Source organism: Pseudomonas sp. NUPR-002 (assembly GCF_056322725.1).
The window spans coordinates 3,746,087-3,760,540 of sequence record NZ_CM150476.1; the positions used below are offsets into that span (position 1 = coordinate 3,746,087).

General features: G+C 60.7%; 16 protein-coding genes. 15 read left to right on the forward strand and 1 reads right to left on the reverse strand.

The window, feature by feature from the left end; translation table 11 throughout:
- Window position 1 precedes the first annotated feature (1 nt).
- The 5 genes from ACVWSC_RS16830 to ACVWSC_RS16850 are packed head-to-tail and all read left to right on the forward strand — an operon-like array spanning window position 2 to window position 4,745.
- On the forward strand, window positions 2–721 hold the full coding sequence (locus ACVWSC_RS16830) for a TIGR03759 family integrating conjugative element protein (RefSeq protein ID WP_023098613.1): 720 nt from the start codon (window positions 2–4) through the stop codon (window positions 719–721).
- Window positions 703–1,293 (forward strand): transglycosylase SLT domain-containing protein, encoded by a 591-nt coding sequence (locus tag ACVWSC_RS16835; RefSeq protein WP_023098612.1) that lies wholly within the window; start codon window positions 703–705, stop codon window positions 1,291–1,293. The genes ACVWSC_RS16830 and ACVWSC_RS16835 overlap by 19 nt, the downstream gene beginning before the upstream one ends.
- Window positions 1,290–1,832 (forward strand): integrating conjugative element protein, encoded by a 543-nt coding sequence (locus tag ACVWSC_RS16840; protein ID WP_023098611.1) that lies wholly within the window; start codon window positions 1,290–1,292, stop codon window positions 1,830–1,832. Before ACVWSC_RS16835 ends, ACVWSC_RS16840 begins: the two co-directional genes overlap by 4 nt.
- A gap of 4 nt (window positions 1,833–1,836) precedes the next feature.
- A complete protein-coding gene (traD, locus tag ACVWSC_RS16845; protein ID WP_023098610.1) occupies window positions 1,837–3,999 on the forward strand; it encodes a type IV conjugative transfer system coupling protein TraD in 2,163 nt (720 codons plus the stop codon).
- A complete protein-coding gene (locus ACVWSC_RS16850) occupies window positions 3,996–4,745 on the forward strand; it encodes a TIGR03747 family integrating conjugative element membrane protein (RefSeq protein WP_023098609.1) in 750 nt (249 codons plus the stop codon). Before traD ends, ACVWSC_RS16850 begins: the two co-directional genes overlap by 4 nt.
- A 13-nt stretch (window positions 4,746–4,758) precedes the next feature.
- On the opposite strand, the gene ACVWSC_RS16855 is transcribed toward ACVWSC_RS16850, so the two are convergent.
- Window positions 4,759–5,739 (reverse strand): hypothetical protein, encoded by a 981-nt coding sequence (locus ACVWSC_RS16855; protein WP_023098608.1) that lies wholly within the window; start codon window positions 5,737–5,739, stop codon window positions 4,759–4,761.
- A gap of 198 nt (window positions 5,740–5,937) precedes the next feature.
- Between ACVWSC_RS16855 and ACVWSC_RS16860 the strand changes: the two genes are divergently transcribed.
- From ACVWSC_RS16860 to ACVWSC_RS16905, 10 genes are read left to right on the forward strand one after another with little or no spacing between them, the layout of a single operon-like run.
- On the forward strand, window positions 5,938–6,318 hold the full coding sequence (locus ACVWSC_RS16860) for an integrative conjugative element protein, RAQPRD family (RefSeq protein WP_023098607.1): 381 nt from the start codon (window positions 5,938–5,940) through the stop codon (window positions 6,316–6,318).
- Entirely contained in the window at window positions 6,315–6,548 is a 234-nt protein-coding gene (locus ACVWSC_RS16865) for a TIGR03758 family integrating conjugative element protein (RefSeq protein ID WP_023098606.1), read from the forward strand. Before ACVWSC_RS16860 ends, ACVWSC_RS16865 begins: the two co-directional genes overlap by 4 nt.
- A gap of 17 nt (window positions 6,549–6,565) precedes the next feature.
- Window positions 6,566–6,925: a TIGR03745 family integrating conjugative element membrane protein gene (locus tag ACVWSC_RS16870; protein ID WP_023098605.1), complete on the forward strand. Its 360-nt coding sequence runs from the start codon at window positions 6,566–6,568 to the stop codon at window positions 6,923–6,925.
- Between the two features lie 12 nt (window positions 6,926–6,937).
- The gene (locus ACVWSC_RS16875) at window positions 6,938–7,336 is read left to right on the forward strand and encodes a TIGR03750 family conjugal transfer protein (protein ID WP_023098604.1); all 399 of its coding nucleotides are present in this window, start codon (window positions 6,938–6,940) and stop codon (window positions 7,334–7,336) included.
- Window positions 7,333–8,019, forward strand: coding sequence for a PFL_4703 family integrating conjugative element protein (locus ACVWSC_RS16880; protein WP_023098603.1), 687 nt, complete (start codon window positions 7,333–7,335; stop codon window positions 8,017–8,019). The genes ACVWSC_RS16875 and ACVWSC_RS16880 overlap by 4 nt, the downstream gene beginning before the upstream one ends.
- Window positions 8,016–8,918, forward strand: a complete 903-nt coding sequence (locus ACVWSC_RS16885) for a TIGR03749 family integrating conjugative element protein (RefSeq protein WP_023098602.1) — start codon at window positions 8,016–8,018, stop codon at window positions 8,916–8,918. The genes ACVWSC_RS16880 and ACVWSC_RS16885 overlap by 4 nt, the downstream gene beginning before the upstream one ends.
- A complete protein-coding gene (locus ACVWSC_RS16890; protein ID WP_023098601.1) occupies window positions 8,908–10,329 on the forward strand; it encodes a TIGR03752 family integrating conjugative element protein in 1,422 nt (473 codons plus the stop codon). Before ACVWSC_RS16885 ends, ACVWSC_RS16890 begins: the two co-directional genes overlap by 11 nt.
- On the forward strand, window positions 10,310–10,744 hold the full coding sequence (locus tag ACVWSC_RS16895; RefSeq protein ID WP_023098600.1) for a TIGR03751 family conjugal transfer lipoprotein: 435 nt from the start codon (window positions 10,310–10,312) through the stop codon (window positions 10,742–10,744). The genes ACVWSC_RS16890 and ACVWSC_RS16895 overlap by 20 nt, the downstream gene beginning before the upstream one ends.
- Window positions 10,744–13,632 (forward strand): conjugative transfer ATPase, encoded by a 2,889-nt coding sequence (locus tag ACVWSC_RS16900; protein WP_023098599.1) that lies wholly within the window; start codon window positions 10,744–10,746, stop codon window positions 13,630–13,632. The genes ACVWSC_RS16895 and ACVWSC_RS16900 overlap by 1 nt, the downstream gene beginning before the upstream one ends.
- Window positions 13,629–14,363 carry a DsbA family protein gene (locus tag ACVWSC_RS16905; protein WP_023098598.1) on the forward strand — a complete coding sequence of 245 codons (735 nt, stop codon included), beginning with the start codon at window positions 13,629–13,631 and terminating at the stop codon, window positions 14,361–14,363. Before ACVWSC_RS16900 ends, ACVWSC_RS16905 begins: the two co-directional genes overlap by 4 nt.
- The last annotated feature ends 91 nt before the right edge of the window (window positions 14,364–14,454 follow it).

Consider the following 14,454-nt stretch of genomic DNA (forward strand, 5'->3'; position numbering starts at 1 on the left):
CATGAAGCAGCCACTCCTGCTCACCGCAATGCTTCTGGCAGCCCTCAACGAACCAGCCTGGGCACAGCAAACACCGGCTACACCGTCGCATACTACCCAGAGCCAGATCGAGCACAGTCAGGACGACAAGCTGGCCCGCGACTGGGGGCTGCGCCGGGAAGAGTGGACGCGCTACCGAGAGCTGATGGCCGGTCCCCTTGGCATTTACTCGCCCAATCTGGATCCCCTTTCCGCCCTCGGAACAGAAGCTCGTTCCGACGAGGAGCGACGGCGCTACGCCGAGCTCCAGGTGCAAGCTGAAGCACGCCGCGTGGAAAAACTACTGGCCTACCAACGCGCTTATGACGAAGCTTGGCAACGGTTGCAGCCCAATGCCCAGCGCGTCAACCTGCCAGACGCTGGCCCGCGTCAAACCAACGCCTCAGTTCAGGGAAGCGGACGCACCGCCGTTTTCGTGCGTGACAACTGTGCCCCTTGTGACCAAGCCATCGCGCGGCTGCAAGCGTCGGGCTCGGCCTTCGACGTATACGTTGTAGGTAGCCGAGCCGACGATGCCCGCATTCGCGACTGGGCACGCCGGACCAAGATCGACCCGTCCCGCGTTCGTGCCCGCACGATCACCCTCAATCACGATGCAGGTCGCTGGCTGGCCCTCGGGCTGCCAGGTGAACTGCCCGCTGTCGTACGGCAGGTGGATGGCCAATGGCAACGGCAGCCCTAGGCCTGGCCCGACAAGCCCTGATGCTGTGGCTGGTCGGTGGGGTGATCAGCGAGACCGCCGTGGCCCAAGAGATCCCGCCGCCGGCCTACCAATTGGCCGCCAGGCAGGCTGGAATTCCCTCCGTTGTGCTGTACGCCGTCGCATTGCAGGAAAGCGGCATGCGCCGCAATGGACGCGTTGTGCCCTGGCCCTGGTCCCTGAACGTCGCGGGCGAGTCTCAGCGGTTCGCCACCCGTGTCGAAGCATGCGCCGGCCTGCAGCTGGCCTTGCGCCAAGTTCCGCCAACACGCGTGGACGCAGGCCTGGGCCAGATCAATCTTGGTTATCAGAAGCATCGCTATGGCCGCCCCTGCGACTTGCTCGATCCTTACGCCAATTTGGCGATCGCCGCGCAGATCTTGCGCGAGCAGCACACCCCGGGCGAGGACTGGCTACTGGCGATAGGTCGCTACCACCGACCGGCTGGTGGTGCACCTGCCGCGCGCTACCGGCGCAGCGTCGCCCAACATCTGGAGCGCGTGCAAGCCTCGTCACGCGCAGCATCTGATGTCCGCAAGGAGACCCCACCATGAACCTCTCCCACCTCTCGGCTGCACACGGGTTGGTCGTTCTGCTGACCATACTGGCTACTCCATTACATGCGGCCAAGCCCTTAGTCGTTGTCCAAGACCACGGTGGCACTTCAGCGCTGCCTTACTACGAAGCGCTCAACCTGCTGCCGCGTATGTCGGGTACGCCAAAGCCTCCCATCGTAATGCCCGTGCCACCATCCAAGGCTGGCGGTGAAGCAAACATGCTGCCGGTGCGCAGTACCAAGCTAACGCCAGGCACGGTTAATCGCCGTGTCATCGAGGCACCAGGGCTGCAGCCGTTCTTCTTGATCGGAGACGATGAAGCCTCACATGCTTGGTTGTTCCGCCATGCAGCCTCTCTGCGTGAGCGCAACGCCGTGGGTCTAGTCGTGAATGTAGACTCGATGCAGGGGCTCACCCGTCTGCGGGCTCTCGCACCCGGTATCCAGCTCGCCCCCGTAGCTGCCGACGATCTGGCTGACCGGCTTGGCGTTCGGCACTACCCCGTGCTGATCACCAGCACCGGCATCGAGCAATGACGCCATGGGCCAGACCCAGCCTGTAGAAGTCCTGCTGCGCCCAGCGGTGGAGCTTTACACCGTGGCGGCTTGCGCCGGCGCGGCGTTTTTGTCCTTAGTAGCTCCATGGTCGCTCGCGCTAAGTCCGGCCATGGGGATTGGCAGTGCGCTGGCATTCCTGGCCTTCGGTGCGATCCGCCTGAGACAGGCCCACGCGATCCTCCGATACCGCCGCAACATCCGACGCCTTCCCCGCTACGTGATGATCAGCCGAGACGTACCAATCAGCCAGCAGCGGTTGTTTATCGGCAGAGGCTTTCTCTGGGAGCAGAAGCACACGCACCGGCTGATGCAAACCTATCGTCCGGAGTTCCGACGCCATGTCGAACCCACGCCAGCCTACATGATGGTCCGACGTTTGGAAGAGCGCCTGGAGTTTGCGCCGTTCCCGCTCTCGCGTTTGGTCAGGATCACTGCCTGGGACATCTCGCTCAATCCTTTTCGCCCATTGCCACCGGTTGGCGGTTTACCGCGCCTACACGGCATTGAGCCAGATGAGGTCGACGTCAGTTTGCCGCTTGGCGAGCGTGTTGGTCACTCGCTGGTGCTGGGAACCACCCGTGTCGGCAAAACGCGATTGGCCGAGCTATTCATCACCCAGGACATACGGCGCAAGAGCGCTACCGGTGAACATGAGGTGGTTATCGTCTTCGACCCGAAAGGTGATGCCGATCTGCTCAAACGCATGTACGTAGAAGCCAAGCGGGCTGGGCGCGAAGGTGAGTTTTACCTCTTCCACCTGGGCTGGCCCGAGATCAGCTCGCGCTACAACGCAGTGGGGCGATTCGGGCGCATCTCCGAGGTTGCCACTCGAATCGCCGGGCAACTCTCGGGCGAGGGCAACAGCGCCGCCTTCCGGGAATTCGCTTGGCGCTTCGTAAACATTATTGCGAGAGCACTCATCGAATTGGGCCAGCGCCCCGACTACCTGCTGATCCAGCGGCACGTCATCAACATTGATGCCTTGTTCATCGAGTATGCGCAGCACTACTTCGCCAAGCACGAGCCCAAGGCTTGGGAGGTTATCGTCCAACTTGAGGGGCGGCTGAACGACAAGAATATTCCACGCAACATGATCGGCCGTGAGAAGCGTGTAGTGGCCTTAGAGCAGTATTTAAGTCAGGTGCGCAACTACGATCCCGTTCTGGACGGACTGCGCAGCGCGGTGCGCTATGACAAGACCTACTTCGACAAGATTGTTGCGTCATTGTTGCCGCTGTTGGAGAAGCTGACCAGCGGGAAAATCGCTCAGCTGCTGGCGCCGAATTATTCCGACCTCGAAGATCCGCGTCCGATCTTCGACTGGATGCAGATCATCCGCAAGCGCGCAGTCGTTTATGTCGGTCTGGATGCCCTGTCAGACGCGGAGGTTGCTGCCGCAGTGGGGAATTCAATGTTCTCGGACATGGTCTCGGTGGCAGGTCACATCTACAAGTTTGGCGTCGATGATGGCTTGCCAGACGCAAATCCGGGAGCGAAGGTCCCCATCAATGTCCATGCGGATGAATTCAATGAGCTGATGGGCGACGAATTTATCCCCATGGTCAACAAGGGCGGTGGTGCCGGTATTCAGGTCACCGCATACACACAGACACTGAGCGACATCGAGGCGCGCATTGGCAATCGCGCCAAGGCTGGCCAGGTTGTGGGCAACTTCAACAACCTGTTCATGCTGCGTGTGCGGGAGACGGCCACTGCGGAACTGCTGACCCGCCAGTTGCCAAAGGTGGAGGTTTACTCCACAACCATCGTCAGCGGTGCCACCGACAGCTCAGACATCCGCGGTGCCACCGACTTCACATCGAATACCCAGGATCGCATCAGCATGTCCAGCGTGCCGATGATCGAACCATCGCAGGTGGTTGGACTTCCCAAGGGGCAGTGCTTTGCTCTATTGCAAGGCGGCAACTTGTGGAAGATCCGCATGCCGCTGCCTGCACCCGACCCCGATGAGGTCATGCCCAAGGATCTACAGCAGTTAGCCGGCTATATGCGCCAGAGCTATAGCGAGGCAGCACAGTGGTGGGAGAACACTGGATCACCAGGCCTGCAGGAGGAAGATCTGCCGGAGGATCTGACCGATGACACGATCCCGCCCGAAGCTGCCGGCAGCGAGCAGTTGCCATGAGCGATGCGGTCAGCACCGCGAAGCGCCAGGAGGCCCGCCGTGAAGGACTGCTTGTCGGCTTGATCAGCACGCCGTTCAGGTTGTTCGGCGTCTTGATCGGCTCGCTGCTGATCTCGATCGTGATCGAATGCGTGGGGATGCACTTCTTTTGGAAGGATCAGGGCTGGCGTCACTCTCAGGCTATGCTGCAGTACGAGCTGACCCACCTGTCTGGGCATTTCACTCGCAGTGCCATCGTCACGGAGCCCACGCGCACAGCGCATGAGCTCGTGGATACAGGCTACCGCTGGATGTTCGTGCGCACTGGTCTGCTGGCGCGCATGGAGCAAACGGCTGACCGCGCCCGCGCGCCCAGTCAGCATCGCACACGAGACTTCCGCTACTTCATCAGCCAAGCCTACGTGTGGGCGGAAAGCTACTTGATTGCCGCTGCCTTTACGACGCTCACGTACCTGGTTCGACTACTTGTGCTGGTGCTGACCCTGCCTTTGTTCGTAACAGCAGCATTCGTAGGCTTCGTGGATGGATTGGTTCGCCGCGACGTACGCAAATTCGGTGCAGGGCGGGAGTCCGGTTTTCTCTATCATCGCGCCAAAGCCTCGCTCATGCCACTGGCAATCTTGCCTTGGGTGATTTACCTGGCTTTGCCAGTTTCGGTTCACCCGCTGATCATTCTGCTGCCGAGTGCGGCTCTTCTTGGGCTGGCCATGAATCTCACCGCTGGCAGCTTCAAGAAGTATCTGTGACAGACTCTCGGCTCTAGATTCCAACAGCCAAGGAGTGAATGAATTTCTTTATTTCTGCTTGGCGTATCTCAGGTAGGCCATCGTTGATGTAGTAATTCATAGCCCTGGCCGGCACCGGAATAACCTCATTATCGTACTCAAATATAAGGCAGTGGCTCAACTGGAAAATGACGGCAACTTTCTCAGAATCAAGCTTCTCCATCTCGGATTTCTTGAAGTTGCTATAAAAAACTGACTCCAAATGGTGGGCCGTAAAGTTGCTTATTATTGCTTGAAAGTTTCGATTGACGAGAATAGAACGAAGTAAACCTTGTTCCTTGATGTTTTGAGAAAATACACCTCGACTCTGCTCTAGACGTTCGTAGTTGGCGGCGAAAGAATCAAAAATAGAGCGCGCCATTTCAAAAATGCGGACCTTGTCAACCAAATTAGTTAAGTCGTATGCAACATACCCCACTTCTGCCTGCCCGTTACTTATGCGTTTGTCCAGCTGTTTTATGGCATCAGAAAACTCATGTCTGAATTTTCTTTCGCTGTGTAGGTACTTGCACTCAATCGCTATTTTTTGTCGACACAAGACCACATCGCATTCGGTAGAGAGGTCGATTTCCACTCCGTCACCCATACTTGCTGCGAATCTGATTGCCATGGCAAGCTCGAAGAATGCGTCGTTGTATCTCTCATCCTCATCAGCAAGGGTGTGCCCCCCATCGAGCAAGTCAAGCAACTTCTGTTGCGGGACGATGATTTTACTATCGACATCGAACAGAGCATTGATCGAACGATATTTGTTGACTATTCCAATGAGCGCCGCAACCTCCATCTCGTCCATTTTTTCAAGGTCGTCCAGCTTTTTCCGATAGCCCCACAACTTTGTGCTTTCAATCGGTGCGCCTTTTCCAATCTTCAACCTTAATTTTCTAAAATTATTGATCAATAGATCAAACTCTTCTAGCAACCCATCGAAGGCGAGCGATTTCGCTACAAAACTCATACTTACCCCATTCAGTTCAGTCCCAACGTTGATTATCACCCGGTCCGGACGGCGAGACTGGAACCGATCCGGACAATCTATCCACCGTGTCGTCCTAGCGCCTCAAATCCGGTAGCCCGCATTTCTCATTGTTTGCAGCCAAGGGACGCTCGCCTTGCCACGATCACTCCATTGCTGATCTGACTAGGACATAGCGCGATGGTGCTGCCAATCCGTCCCGGCGTTGCACGCAGCGGCGCCTACTTGCTGCTGAATACCCTCCTGATGACAGGACTACCCCTGGCCGCCAACGCTGACACGCCAGCGCAGCGCCAGGACTTAGCCGCCGCTGCCCGCCAGCTTGAGACTCTGGAACACCTCGTAGCTCACAGCGCTGCCAATGTCAGGATTACGCCGGGCGAGCGCTACCACTTTGACTACGCCCGGCTACGCAATGACCTAACCCGCGTGCGAAGCGGTCTCCAAGACTACCTAACGCCACCGCGCGCCCAGCCTCGAGATCCTGCCGAGCTGACCGGCCAGTACCGCACCGAACAAGAAGCCTCCGACTATCCAATCGGTAGCGAGCCCAAGCCATGAATGGTGCTCAGCTCTCAGCATTTCAAGCCAACAGCGGTTTCACGCCTGCAGTGATGGCCACCGTGCTCGTAGGCGCCGTATTTACGGTGCTGCTGCTATGGGGGGTCTGGGCGATCCGTACAGCCTATGTGGGCTGGGCAGAAAGCCGAATCAACCAGCGCCAGTTCCTCGGCGTCCTTGTGCGGTTTCTTGCCATGTACATCGTGCTGACGTTTTTCCTTATCTCCTGACTTCGAAAGGGCCAATCATGAAGACCAGCAGTTCCCCCACCCAACGCCTCCGGCTCTCGACACTCGTCCTCGGTGTGCTGACGCTGCCGGTGGTGTCGTTTGCCCAAGGCCTGCCCACACTGGAGAACCCCTCGCGTGGCACCGGCAACGGCATCATGCAGACCATTCGCAACTACGGCTACGACATCGTGCTGCTTGTCGCGCTACTCGTGGTCGCCTCCATGTTCATCGGCGTCTGCTATCACGCCTACGGCACATACGCCGAGATCCACACCGGCCGCAAGACCTGGGGCCAGTTTGGCCTCACGGTGGCCATCGGCGCGGTACTTCTCGTGATCGGCATCTGGCTGCTCACCGAAGCCACCGGCATCCTGTAAGGAGGCTTGGCCATGTCCGAGCATCAGCATGTGCGGGAGGACGGCACGGTGTCCTTCCTGCCGCACCGGCTCAACCGTCATCCGGTGGTTGTGCGCGGCCTGACTGCAGACGAACTTTGGATCTGCTGCGGGCTGTCCGGAGCTGCCGGGCTGATGTTCGGTGCGCCACTGTCGTGGATGTTCTCGACCATCGCGCTAGCACCGACATTCGTCGTCGTAGGTGTGGTGCTCGGTGTGCTCGTTGGCGGCGGCATCTTGCGCCGCCAAAAGCGCGGCCGACCCGACACCTGGCTGTACCGCCATCTGCAATGGTGGCTGACGACGCATCACCCCATCGTCTCGGACAGGATCGGCGGGCGGGCGCTGATCACTCGCTCCGGCTTCTGGTCGGTACGAAGGGCGTCGCGATGAGCCGGTTCAAGAACGAGGTTGCGCACCTGCAGGCGCACATCAAGACCCTGCGCATGGGCGCCGTAGCGTTGTTGCTTCTTGCGCTGGTCATGGGCGGGGGGTGGTGGAGCTCGCCGCGCGATCTCACCGTCCATGTGCCACCGGATCTGCGCTCGGGCAGCACGCGCAAGTGGTGGGAGGTTCCACCGGAATCGGTGTATGCCTTTACCTTCTACGTGTTCCAGCAGCTCAACCGCTGGCCGACCAACGGTGAGGATGACTACGCGCGAAACCTTCACGCACTTTCGCCTTACTTCACTCCCGCGTGCCGAGCTTTCCTGCAAGCCGATTACGACTATCGCCGCAACGCAGGTGAGCTGCGCCAACGCGTGCGCGGAATCTATGAGATTCCCGGTCGTGGCTACGGCGACAACCCCAACGCACGCGTGCGGGTCGTCTCGGACCGCGACTGGGTAGTGACCCTGGACATCAGCGCGGACGAGTACTACAGCTCCGAGCAAATCAAGCGTGCGCTCGTTCGCTATCCAATCAAGGTGGTTCGGGCGGATGTGGATCCCGCTCGGAATCCGTTCGGACTGGCACTCGATTGCTACGACGGCGCGCCGCAGCGCATTGCCGCACCCGAGACACCACCTCATCCTCCCGCCCGCGGTGGTCTGGGCGTCCAAGGAGAAACGCCATGAGAAAGCAAGTCCCCCTTTGGCTGAGTGCTGCCGTAGTGGTCGCGATCGCACCTCTGGTTCATGCGGTGGAGATTCTTCGCTGGGAACGGCTGCCGCTGGCGGTGCCTCTGGTCGTGGGCCAGGAGCGAATCGTGTTCATCGATCGCAATGTGCGCGTCGGTGTACCGGCCAATGTGGGTGAGCGTCTGCGTATCCAGAGCGCCGGAGGCGCGGTGTATCTGCGCGCTATCGAGCCCATCGAGCCAACGCGACTGCAACTGCAGGACGCCGATACGGGCACGCTAATCCTGCTGGACATCGCTGCCGAGCCCGCACGCGAAGGTGCTTCGCCGTTGGAGCCGGTGCGCATCGTGGATGGCACCAGCGCTGCAACGCGCTATGGCGAGCAAACAGCCGAAAGCGGCAATGCCGTGCCAGACAGGACCCAACCCGCGCAGAGCCTGCGTGAAACCCCGATTGCCGTGGTGCTCACACGCTATGCAGCCCAGAACCTCTACGCGCCGTTACGTACGGTCGAACCCGCTCCCGGCATCATGCGTGTCAACCTGAGACGCAATCTGGCGCTCGACACGTTGTTGCCCACTTTGCCGGTCAAATCCACCGCGCTTGCTTCCTGGCGCCTAGAGGACCACTGGGTTACGGCGGTCCGCGTCACCAACACCAGCAACGTCTGGGTCGATCTGGATCCGCGCACGTTGCAAGGCGACATCCTGACAGCGACCTTTCAGCACCCTGCACTGGGGCCGAAAGGCCGACCGGAAGACACCACGATGGTGTATCTAGTGACACGACGCCATGGCCTGCCACAGTCCCTGCTGCCAGCCATCCAACGCTTCAATCCAGCGGTGAATCTGCCCGAGCCAACCACATCGACGCAAGGAGACGTCCATGCGCAGTAACGGTCTGCTCAAGTGGTTAATGATTCCGGTGGCGCTGATCGTGCTGTTCTTTGGCATCCGGCTGTTTTCCAGTAACGGCGGCAAAGCCCCCGCCAGTGTCGACGCCAGTGCCCAGCTCACGCCTGAAGAAATGAAGGCACTGGGGATCGAAGGCGACACACCACGCGACACAGTCGCAACTCTGGTCGCCCAGGTAAAGCAACTTCGTACAGAACTGCAGACGGCCACCTCGGACAACAAGACGCAACGCGAAGAGAACCAGCGCCTGCGTCAGCGGGAATCGGCGATCGACCAGCGCATCGGCACCGCCCTAGAGTCCGAACGCGCTAGTCTTCGCCGCGACCAGAAGCAGATCGCCAGCGAGCGCCAGCAGGCCGAAGGTTTGCTGGAAGACCTACAACGCCGCCTTGAGAACATCGGTAACCGCAGCAATGGCCATTCCGATCTGCCAGTGGGGCTGGGCCTGGGTGAGGGCGATTCAGACGGCATGCGGAGCGCAACGAGCGGTATGCGCTGGGTGGAGCCCGACGACGCCAAACAAACCGATGGACGGGGCCGGAGCAGCGGCAGCACGCTCAGCTTCCCCACCAGTTTCGGCCCGGCCCAACGCACCCTGGAAGCCACCGCCGACTCGGTCGCCAATGCCGGCACCAAAGCCGCTGGGATCAGCAAGGCCAAGGCGGTCTACACCGTACCGACCAACTCGACGCTAATGGGCTCGGTGGCGATGACCGCACTGATTGGCCGCGTGCCCATCGATGGCACGGTGAACGATCCGTATCCGTTCAAGGTTCTGGTCGGGCCGGACAACCTGACCGCCAACGGCATAGATATCCCTGACGTGGCAGGCGCAGTTTTCAGCGGTACTGCAGCCGGCGATTGGACGCTCTCGTGTGTGCGTGGCCAAGTGCGCAGCATCACCTTCGTCTTCAACGACGGCACGATCCGCACCATTCCCGAAGACCGCGATGGAAACCAGCAAAACAACAACCAGCAAGACGGCCTAGGCTGGATCAGCGATCCGCACGGTATTCCCTGCGTCAGCGGCGACCGCCGCAGCAATGCCCAGCAGTACTTGGGCACCCAGGCATTGATCACGGCCGCAGGTGCCGGCGCGGCCTCGCTGATCAAGTCTGACAGCGGGCGGTCGTCCTATGTCGGCGCAGATGGTTCCATCGGAACTGTTGGCATCAGTGGCAAGGAAGCTGTCGGTCGGATCCTGGCTGGCGGCGTCCAAGAGATGTCGAGCTGGGTCAACAAGCTTTACGGGCAGGCATTCGCCGCAGTGTATGTGCCGCCGGGAGCCAAGGTGGCCGTCCACCTGGAGAAGCCACTCGCCATCGACTACGACCCAGAGGGCCGCAAAGTCAATCACCGTGCAGGAGAATCCCATGCGCTCGAACTGGACTAAGTCTCTTGTACTGGCACTCGCGGTGGGCGCACTCGCCGGCTGCGCCACCAACAAGGAAGAGCTGCTCACCCACGGTGGGCGGACCATGCAGGTCATCTGGCAGCAGGAGGCTGGCGACGGGGGCACCGGCCAGGCGGCCCGGCGCCAATTGCTCGATGCGCGTCAGACCCTGCGCCGACCGTTGCTCGAAGCGGACATCGCCGCCGCACCTGCCGAGCAGGCCCGCTATACCCGCACCGCGGCGAACGAGATCTACCGTCAGTTTCATCGGCTTCCCAACCCCGATCTAGTGATGTACGTATTCCCGCATCTCGCGGGAACGGATCCTGTGCCGGTGCCAGGCTATACCACGGTATTCCCGCTGTACCAGCGCATCCAATACGCCATGCCGGGCGAGCGTGTGGAGGACTATTGATGACCTGGACGCTGCCCTGGCGCCGCCGGACGGAACCCGGCGCTTCATCCTCTGAGCAAGCACAGCCAGATGGCTGGCAGCGCCATATCCATGCGCTGAGAGATGGAGGCGTACAGCCGCCTGGCGAGGCCGTTCAGGGTGTGCGTGCCGCAACTACGACTGATGAGCAGGCCCTCTACGACGTAGCGCCATCGTTCGTCTCTCTCCTGCCGTGGGTGGAATACCTGCCCGAGTCTGGCTGCATGCTGCTCGAAGACGGCCAATCGGTCGCTGCCTTCTTCGAGCTCACGCCCCTGGGTACTGAGGGCCGTGAGGCCGCCTGGCTAGCGCAGGCACGTGACGCACTGGAGAACGCGCTGCAAGACAGCTTTGACGAACTGGATGAGAATCCCTGGGTTGTCCAGCTCTACGCCCAGGACGAAGCAAGCTTCGCCCAATACCTGGATGCTCTGCGCCGCTACATCCAGCCACGGGCGCAGGACTCACGCTTCAGCGAGTTCTACCTTAAGTTCTTCGCTCACCACCTGAGCGCCGTCGCCAAACCTGGCGGCCTTTTCGAAGACACCGTGGTGACCCGCCTACGCTGGCGTGGCCAAAGTCGTCGCGTGCGCCTGGTGGTGTATCGGCGTGCGGTAGGTCCAAGCAGTCGGCGCGGCCAGACGCCCGAGCAAGCCATCAACACCGTATGCGATCGTTTGGCAGGAGGATTGAGCAACGCCGGCATCCAGGCTCGCCGGTTGAATGCGCCAGCGATCCATGCCTGGCTGCTGCGCTGGTTCAATCCCTATCCCACAATACTGGGTCCCGACTCGCAGGACCGTGAGCGCTTCTACCAGCTGGCGGCTTACCCGGAGACCCCCGAGGCTGACGAAATCGAGTTGGCCAGTGGCACGGACTTCAGTCAACGCCTGTTCTTCGGGCAGCCGCGCTCGGACGTGGACCAGGGGCTGTGGTACTTCGATGGTATGCCACATCGCGTCTTGGTCACTGACCGGCTGCGCACGCCGCCGGTCACCGGACACTTGACTGGGGAGACACGCAAGGGCGATGCGATCAACACACTGTTCGACCAGATGCCGGAAGACACCACGCTGTGCCTAACGCTGGTCGCTACACCACAGGACGTGCTTGAAGCCCACCTCAACCACCTCGCCAAGAAGGCCGTGGGCGAAACCTTGGCATCGGAACAGACACTCAAAGATGTCCACGAGGCCCGCTCGCTGATCGGGAGTTCCCACAAGCTCTACCGCGGCACGCTGGCGTTCTACCTGCGCGGCCGTGACGAAGCCGAGTTGGATCAGCGCGGGCTGCAGCTCGCCAATGTCATGCTCAACGCCGGCCTGCAACCGGTGCGCGAGGAAGACGAGGTGGCACCGCTCAACAGCTACCTGCGTTGGTTGCCGTGTCTGTACAACCCTAGCGCGGACCGCAGACAGTGGTACACCCAACTGATGTTCGCCCAGCATGCTGCAAACCTGTCGCCTGTCTGGGGACGCAGCCAAGGCACGGGCCACCCCGGCATCACGTTCTTCAACCGTGGCGGCGGTGTGATTACCTTCGACCCCTTCAACCGCCTGGACCGGCAGATGAACGCCCATCTGTTCCTGTTCGGCCCGACCGGTTCGGGCAAGTCAGCAACTCTGAACAACATCCTGAACCAGGTCGCAGCGATCTACCGCCCACGCATGTTCATCGTCGAAGCAGGTAACTCCTTTGGCCTATTCGGCGACTTCGCCAAGCGGCTGGGTCTTACTGTCAACCGGGTCAAGCTCTCTCCGGGCTCCGGAGTCAGTCTGGCACCGTTTGCGGATGCACGTCGCTTGATCGAGACGCCCAGCGCCGTGCAAACCCTCGACGCCGACGCCCTTGATGAAGAGCAGCCTGGGCCGACCACGAATGAGGCCGACGAGCAACGTGACGTGCTTGGCGAACTGGAAATCACCGCGCGTTTGATGATCACTGGCGGGGAAGACAAGGAAGAGGCACGCATGACTCGCGCCGACCGGTCGCTGATCCGCCAGTGCATCCTCGAGGCCGCGCAGCGCTGTGTCGCGGACAACCGGACCGTATTAACTCGCGATGTGCGCGACGCGCTGCGCGAACGCGGCCGCGACACAACACTGCCCGAGACCCGGCGTTCTCGACTGCTCGAAATGGCCGATGCCATGGACATGTTCTGCCAGGGCACAGACGGCGAGATGTTCGACAGGCCGGGAACTCCATGGCCAGAGGCCGACGTCACTGTGGTGGACCTGGCCACCTACGCCCGCGAGGGCTACAACGCCCAGTTGTCCATCGCCTACATCTCGCTGATCAGCACGGTCAACAACATCGCCGAGCGTGACCAGTTCCTCGGGCGGCCCATCGTCAATGTGACCGACGAGGGCCACATCATCACGAAGAACCCATTGCTTTCGCCCTACGTAGTCAAGATCACCAAGATGTGGCGCAAGCTGGGGGCTTGGTTCTGGCTCGCCACACAGAATGTGGATGATTTACCCAAGTCCGCCGAGCCCATGCTCAACATGATCGAGTGGTGGATCTGCCTGTCGATGCCACCGGATGAGGTCGAGAAGATCGCGCGTTTTCGCGAACTGAAACCCGCACAGAAGGCACTGATGCTCTCGGCCCGCAAGGAAGCGGGCAAGTTCAGCGAGGGCGTCATTCTTTCCAAGTCGATGGAGGTGCTGTTTCGTGCAGTGCCGCCCAGCCTGTATTTGGCATTGGCCCAAACGGAGCCTGAAGAGAAGGCCGAGCGCTTCCAACTCATGCAGCAGCACGGCATCGGTGAACTCGAAGCCGCCTTCAAGATCGCCGAGAAGATCGATCGCGCGCGCGGTATCAACCCGCTGCCATACGACGACGTGTTCGCCGGAGAAGCGGGATGACTCTCACATCGCATCCCGTTGCCAAGAAATTCCGGCGCGCTTGGTGGCTTGCTGCAGCCTGCGTAGTCTTTGCTGCGTCGGCATGGGGATTCCTCGCATCGTTCCAGCCTGAAAATCCTGTCGCCGTTGAGCAGGCCGCTGTCGAGAAAGCGCCAGGTCCGCCGTGGCGCTACGGCCCCGTCTCGGCGCGCTTCACGATCATTGTCTACGCCGATTTGGAGTGCCCGTTCTGCCAGTCCTACACTCCGGTACTACGAGCCTGGATCGACGGACATCCCGACGTCAACCTGCAGTGGCATCACCTTCCGCTCACGACGCATGAGCCGGCTGCCAGCGAGCAAGCACGTTGGGTTGAGTGCGTGGGAGAGACGTTCGGACATGCACGTTTCTGGGAGGCTATCGCCTGGGTGTATCAACACACGCGTGGCGGCGGCCAGGGATTGCCGCCTGGCACGGCCTATCCCAATGATGCAGCGGTGCAAGCCTGCCTGAACAGCGAGCGACCTGGGCAGTCGGTGCGCCAACAGGCAGATCAGGCGCGCAAAGATGGACTCAATGCCACCCCGACCATTCGACTAGTCGACCGCAGTATTGATCGGTCGATGACGCTCAGCGGGCCGATCGTGGGTGATGCCCTGCTGTCTGCCCTGGACTATCTGGCCTCTGACCAACCTGATAAAGCGCAGGAAACCCAGATGCCTTCAGAGGCCGTCGACACAGACGCGAAGTAGCCTTGCTGCCCACAGTCCGAGGCCACCTTCTTCCCGAGCAGGCCCGGAAATGCCGGCATGCATGGTGCTGCCAGATATGACGGCTGTCGCA

Excerpts from the sequence above, each read along its gene's own strand:
- ACVWSC_RS16830 (WP_023098613.1), top strand. The coding sequence starts at position 2 with ATGAAGCAGCCACTCCTGCTCACCGCAATGCTTCTGGCAGCCCTCAAC.
- ACVWSC_RS16835 (WP_023098612.1), top strand. The coding sequence starts at position 703 with ATGGCAACGGCAGCCCTAGGCCTGGCCCGACAAGCCCTGATGCTGTGG.
- ACVWSC_RS16840 (WP_023098611.1), top strand. The coding sequence starts at position 1,290 with ATGAACCTCTCCCACCTCTCGGCTGCACACGGGTTGGTCGTTCTGCTG.
- traD (WP_023098610.1), top strand. The coding sequence starts at position 1,837 with ATGGGCCAGACCCAGCCTGTAGAAGTCCTGCTGCGCCCAGCGGTGGAG.
- ACVWSC_RS16850 (WP_023098609.1), top strand. The coding sequence starts at position 3,996 with ATGAGCGATGCGGTCAGCACCGCGAAGCGCCAGGAGGCCCGCCGTGAA.
- ACVWSC_RS16855 (WP_023098608.1), bottom strand. The coding sequence starts at position 5,739 with ATGAGTTTTGTAGCGAAATCGCTCGCCTTCGATGGGTTGCTAGAAGAG.
- ACVWSC_RS16860 (WP_023098607.1), top strand. The coding sequence starts at position 5,938 with ATGGTGCTGCCAATCCGTCCCGGCGTTGCACGCAGCGGCGCCTACTTG.
- ACVWSC_RS16865 (WP_023098606.1), top strand. The coding sequence starts at position 6,315 with ATGAATGGTGCTCAGCTCTCAGCATTTCAAGCCAACAGCGGTTTCACG.
- ACVWSC_RS16870 (WP_023098605.1), top strand. The coding sequence starts at position 6,566 with ATGAAGACCAGCAGTTCCCCCACCCAACGCCTCCGGCTCTCGACACTC.
- ACVWSC_RS16875 (WP_023098604.1), top strand. The coding sequence starts at position 6,938 with ATGTCCGAGCATCAGCATGTGCGGGAGGACGGCACGGTGTCCTTCCTG.
- ACVWSC_RS16880 (WP_023098603.1), top strand. The coding sequence starts at position 7,333 with ATGAGCCGGTTCAAGAACGAGGTTGCGCACCTGCAGGCGCACATCAAG.
- ACVWSC_RS16885 (WP_023098602.1), top strand. The coding sequence starts at position 8,016 with ATGAGAAAGCAAGTCCCCCTTTGGCTGAGTGCTGCCGTAGTGGTCGCG.
- ACVWSC_RS16890 (WP_023098601.1), top strand. The coding sequence starts at position 8,908 with ATGCGCAGTAACGGTCTGCTCAAGTGGTTAATGATTCCGGTGGCGCTG.
- ACVWSC_RS16895 (WP_023098600.1), top strand. The coding sequence starts at position 10,310 with ATGCGCTCGAACTGGACTAAGTCTCTTGTACTGGCACTCGCGGTGGGC.
- ACVWSC_RS16900 (WP_023098599.1), top strand. The coding sequence starts at position 10,744 with ATGACCTGGACGCTGCCCTGGCGCCGCCGGACGGAACCCGGCGCTTCA.
- ACVWSC_RS16905 (WP_023098598.1), top strand. The coding sequence starts at position 13,629 with ATGACTCTCACATCGCATCCCGTTGCCAAGAAATTCCGGCGCGCTTGG.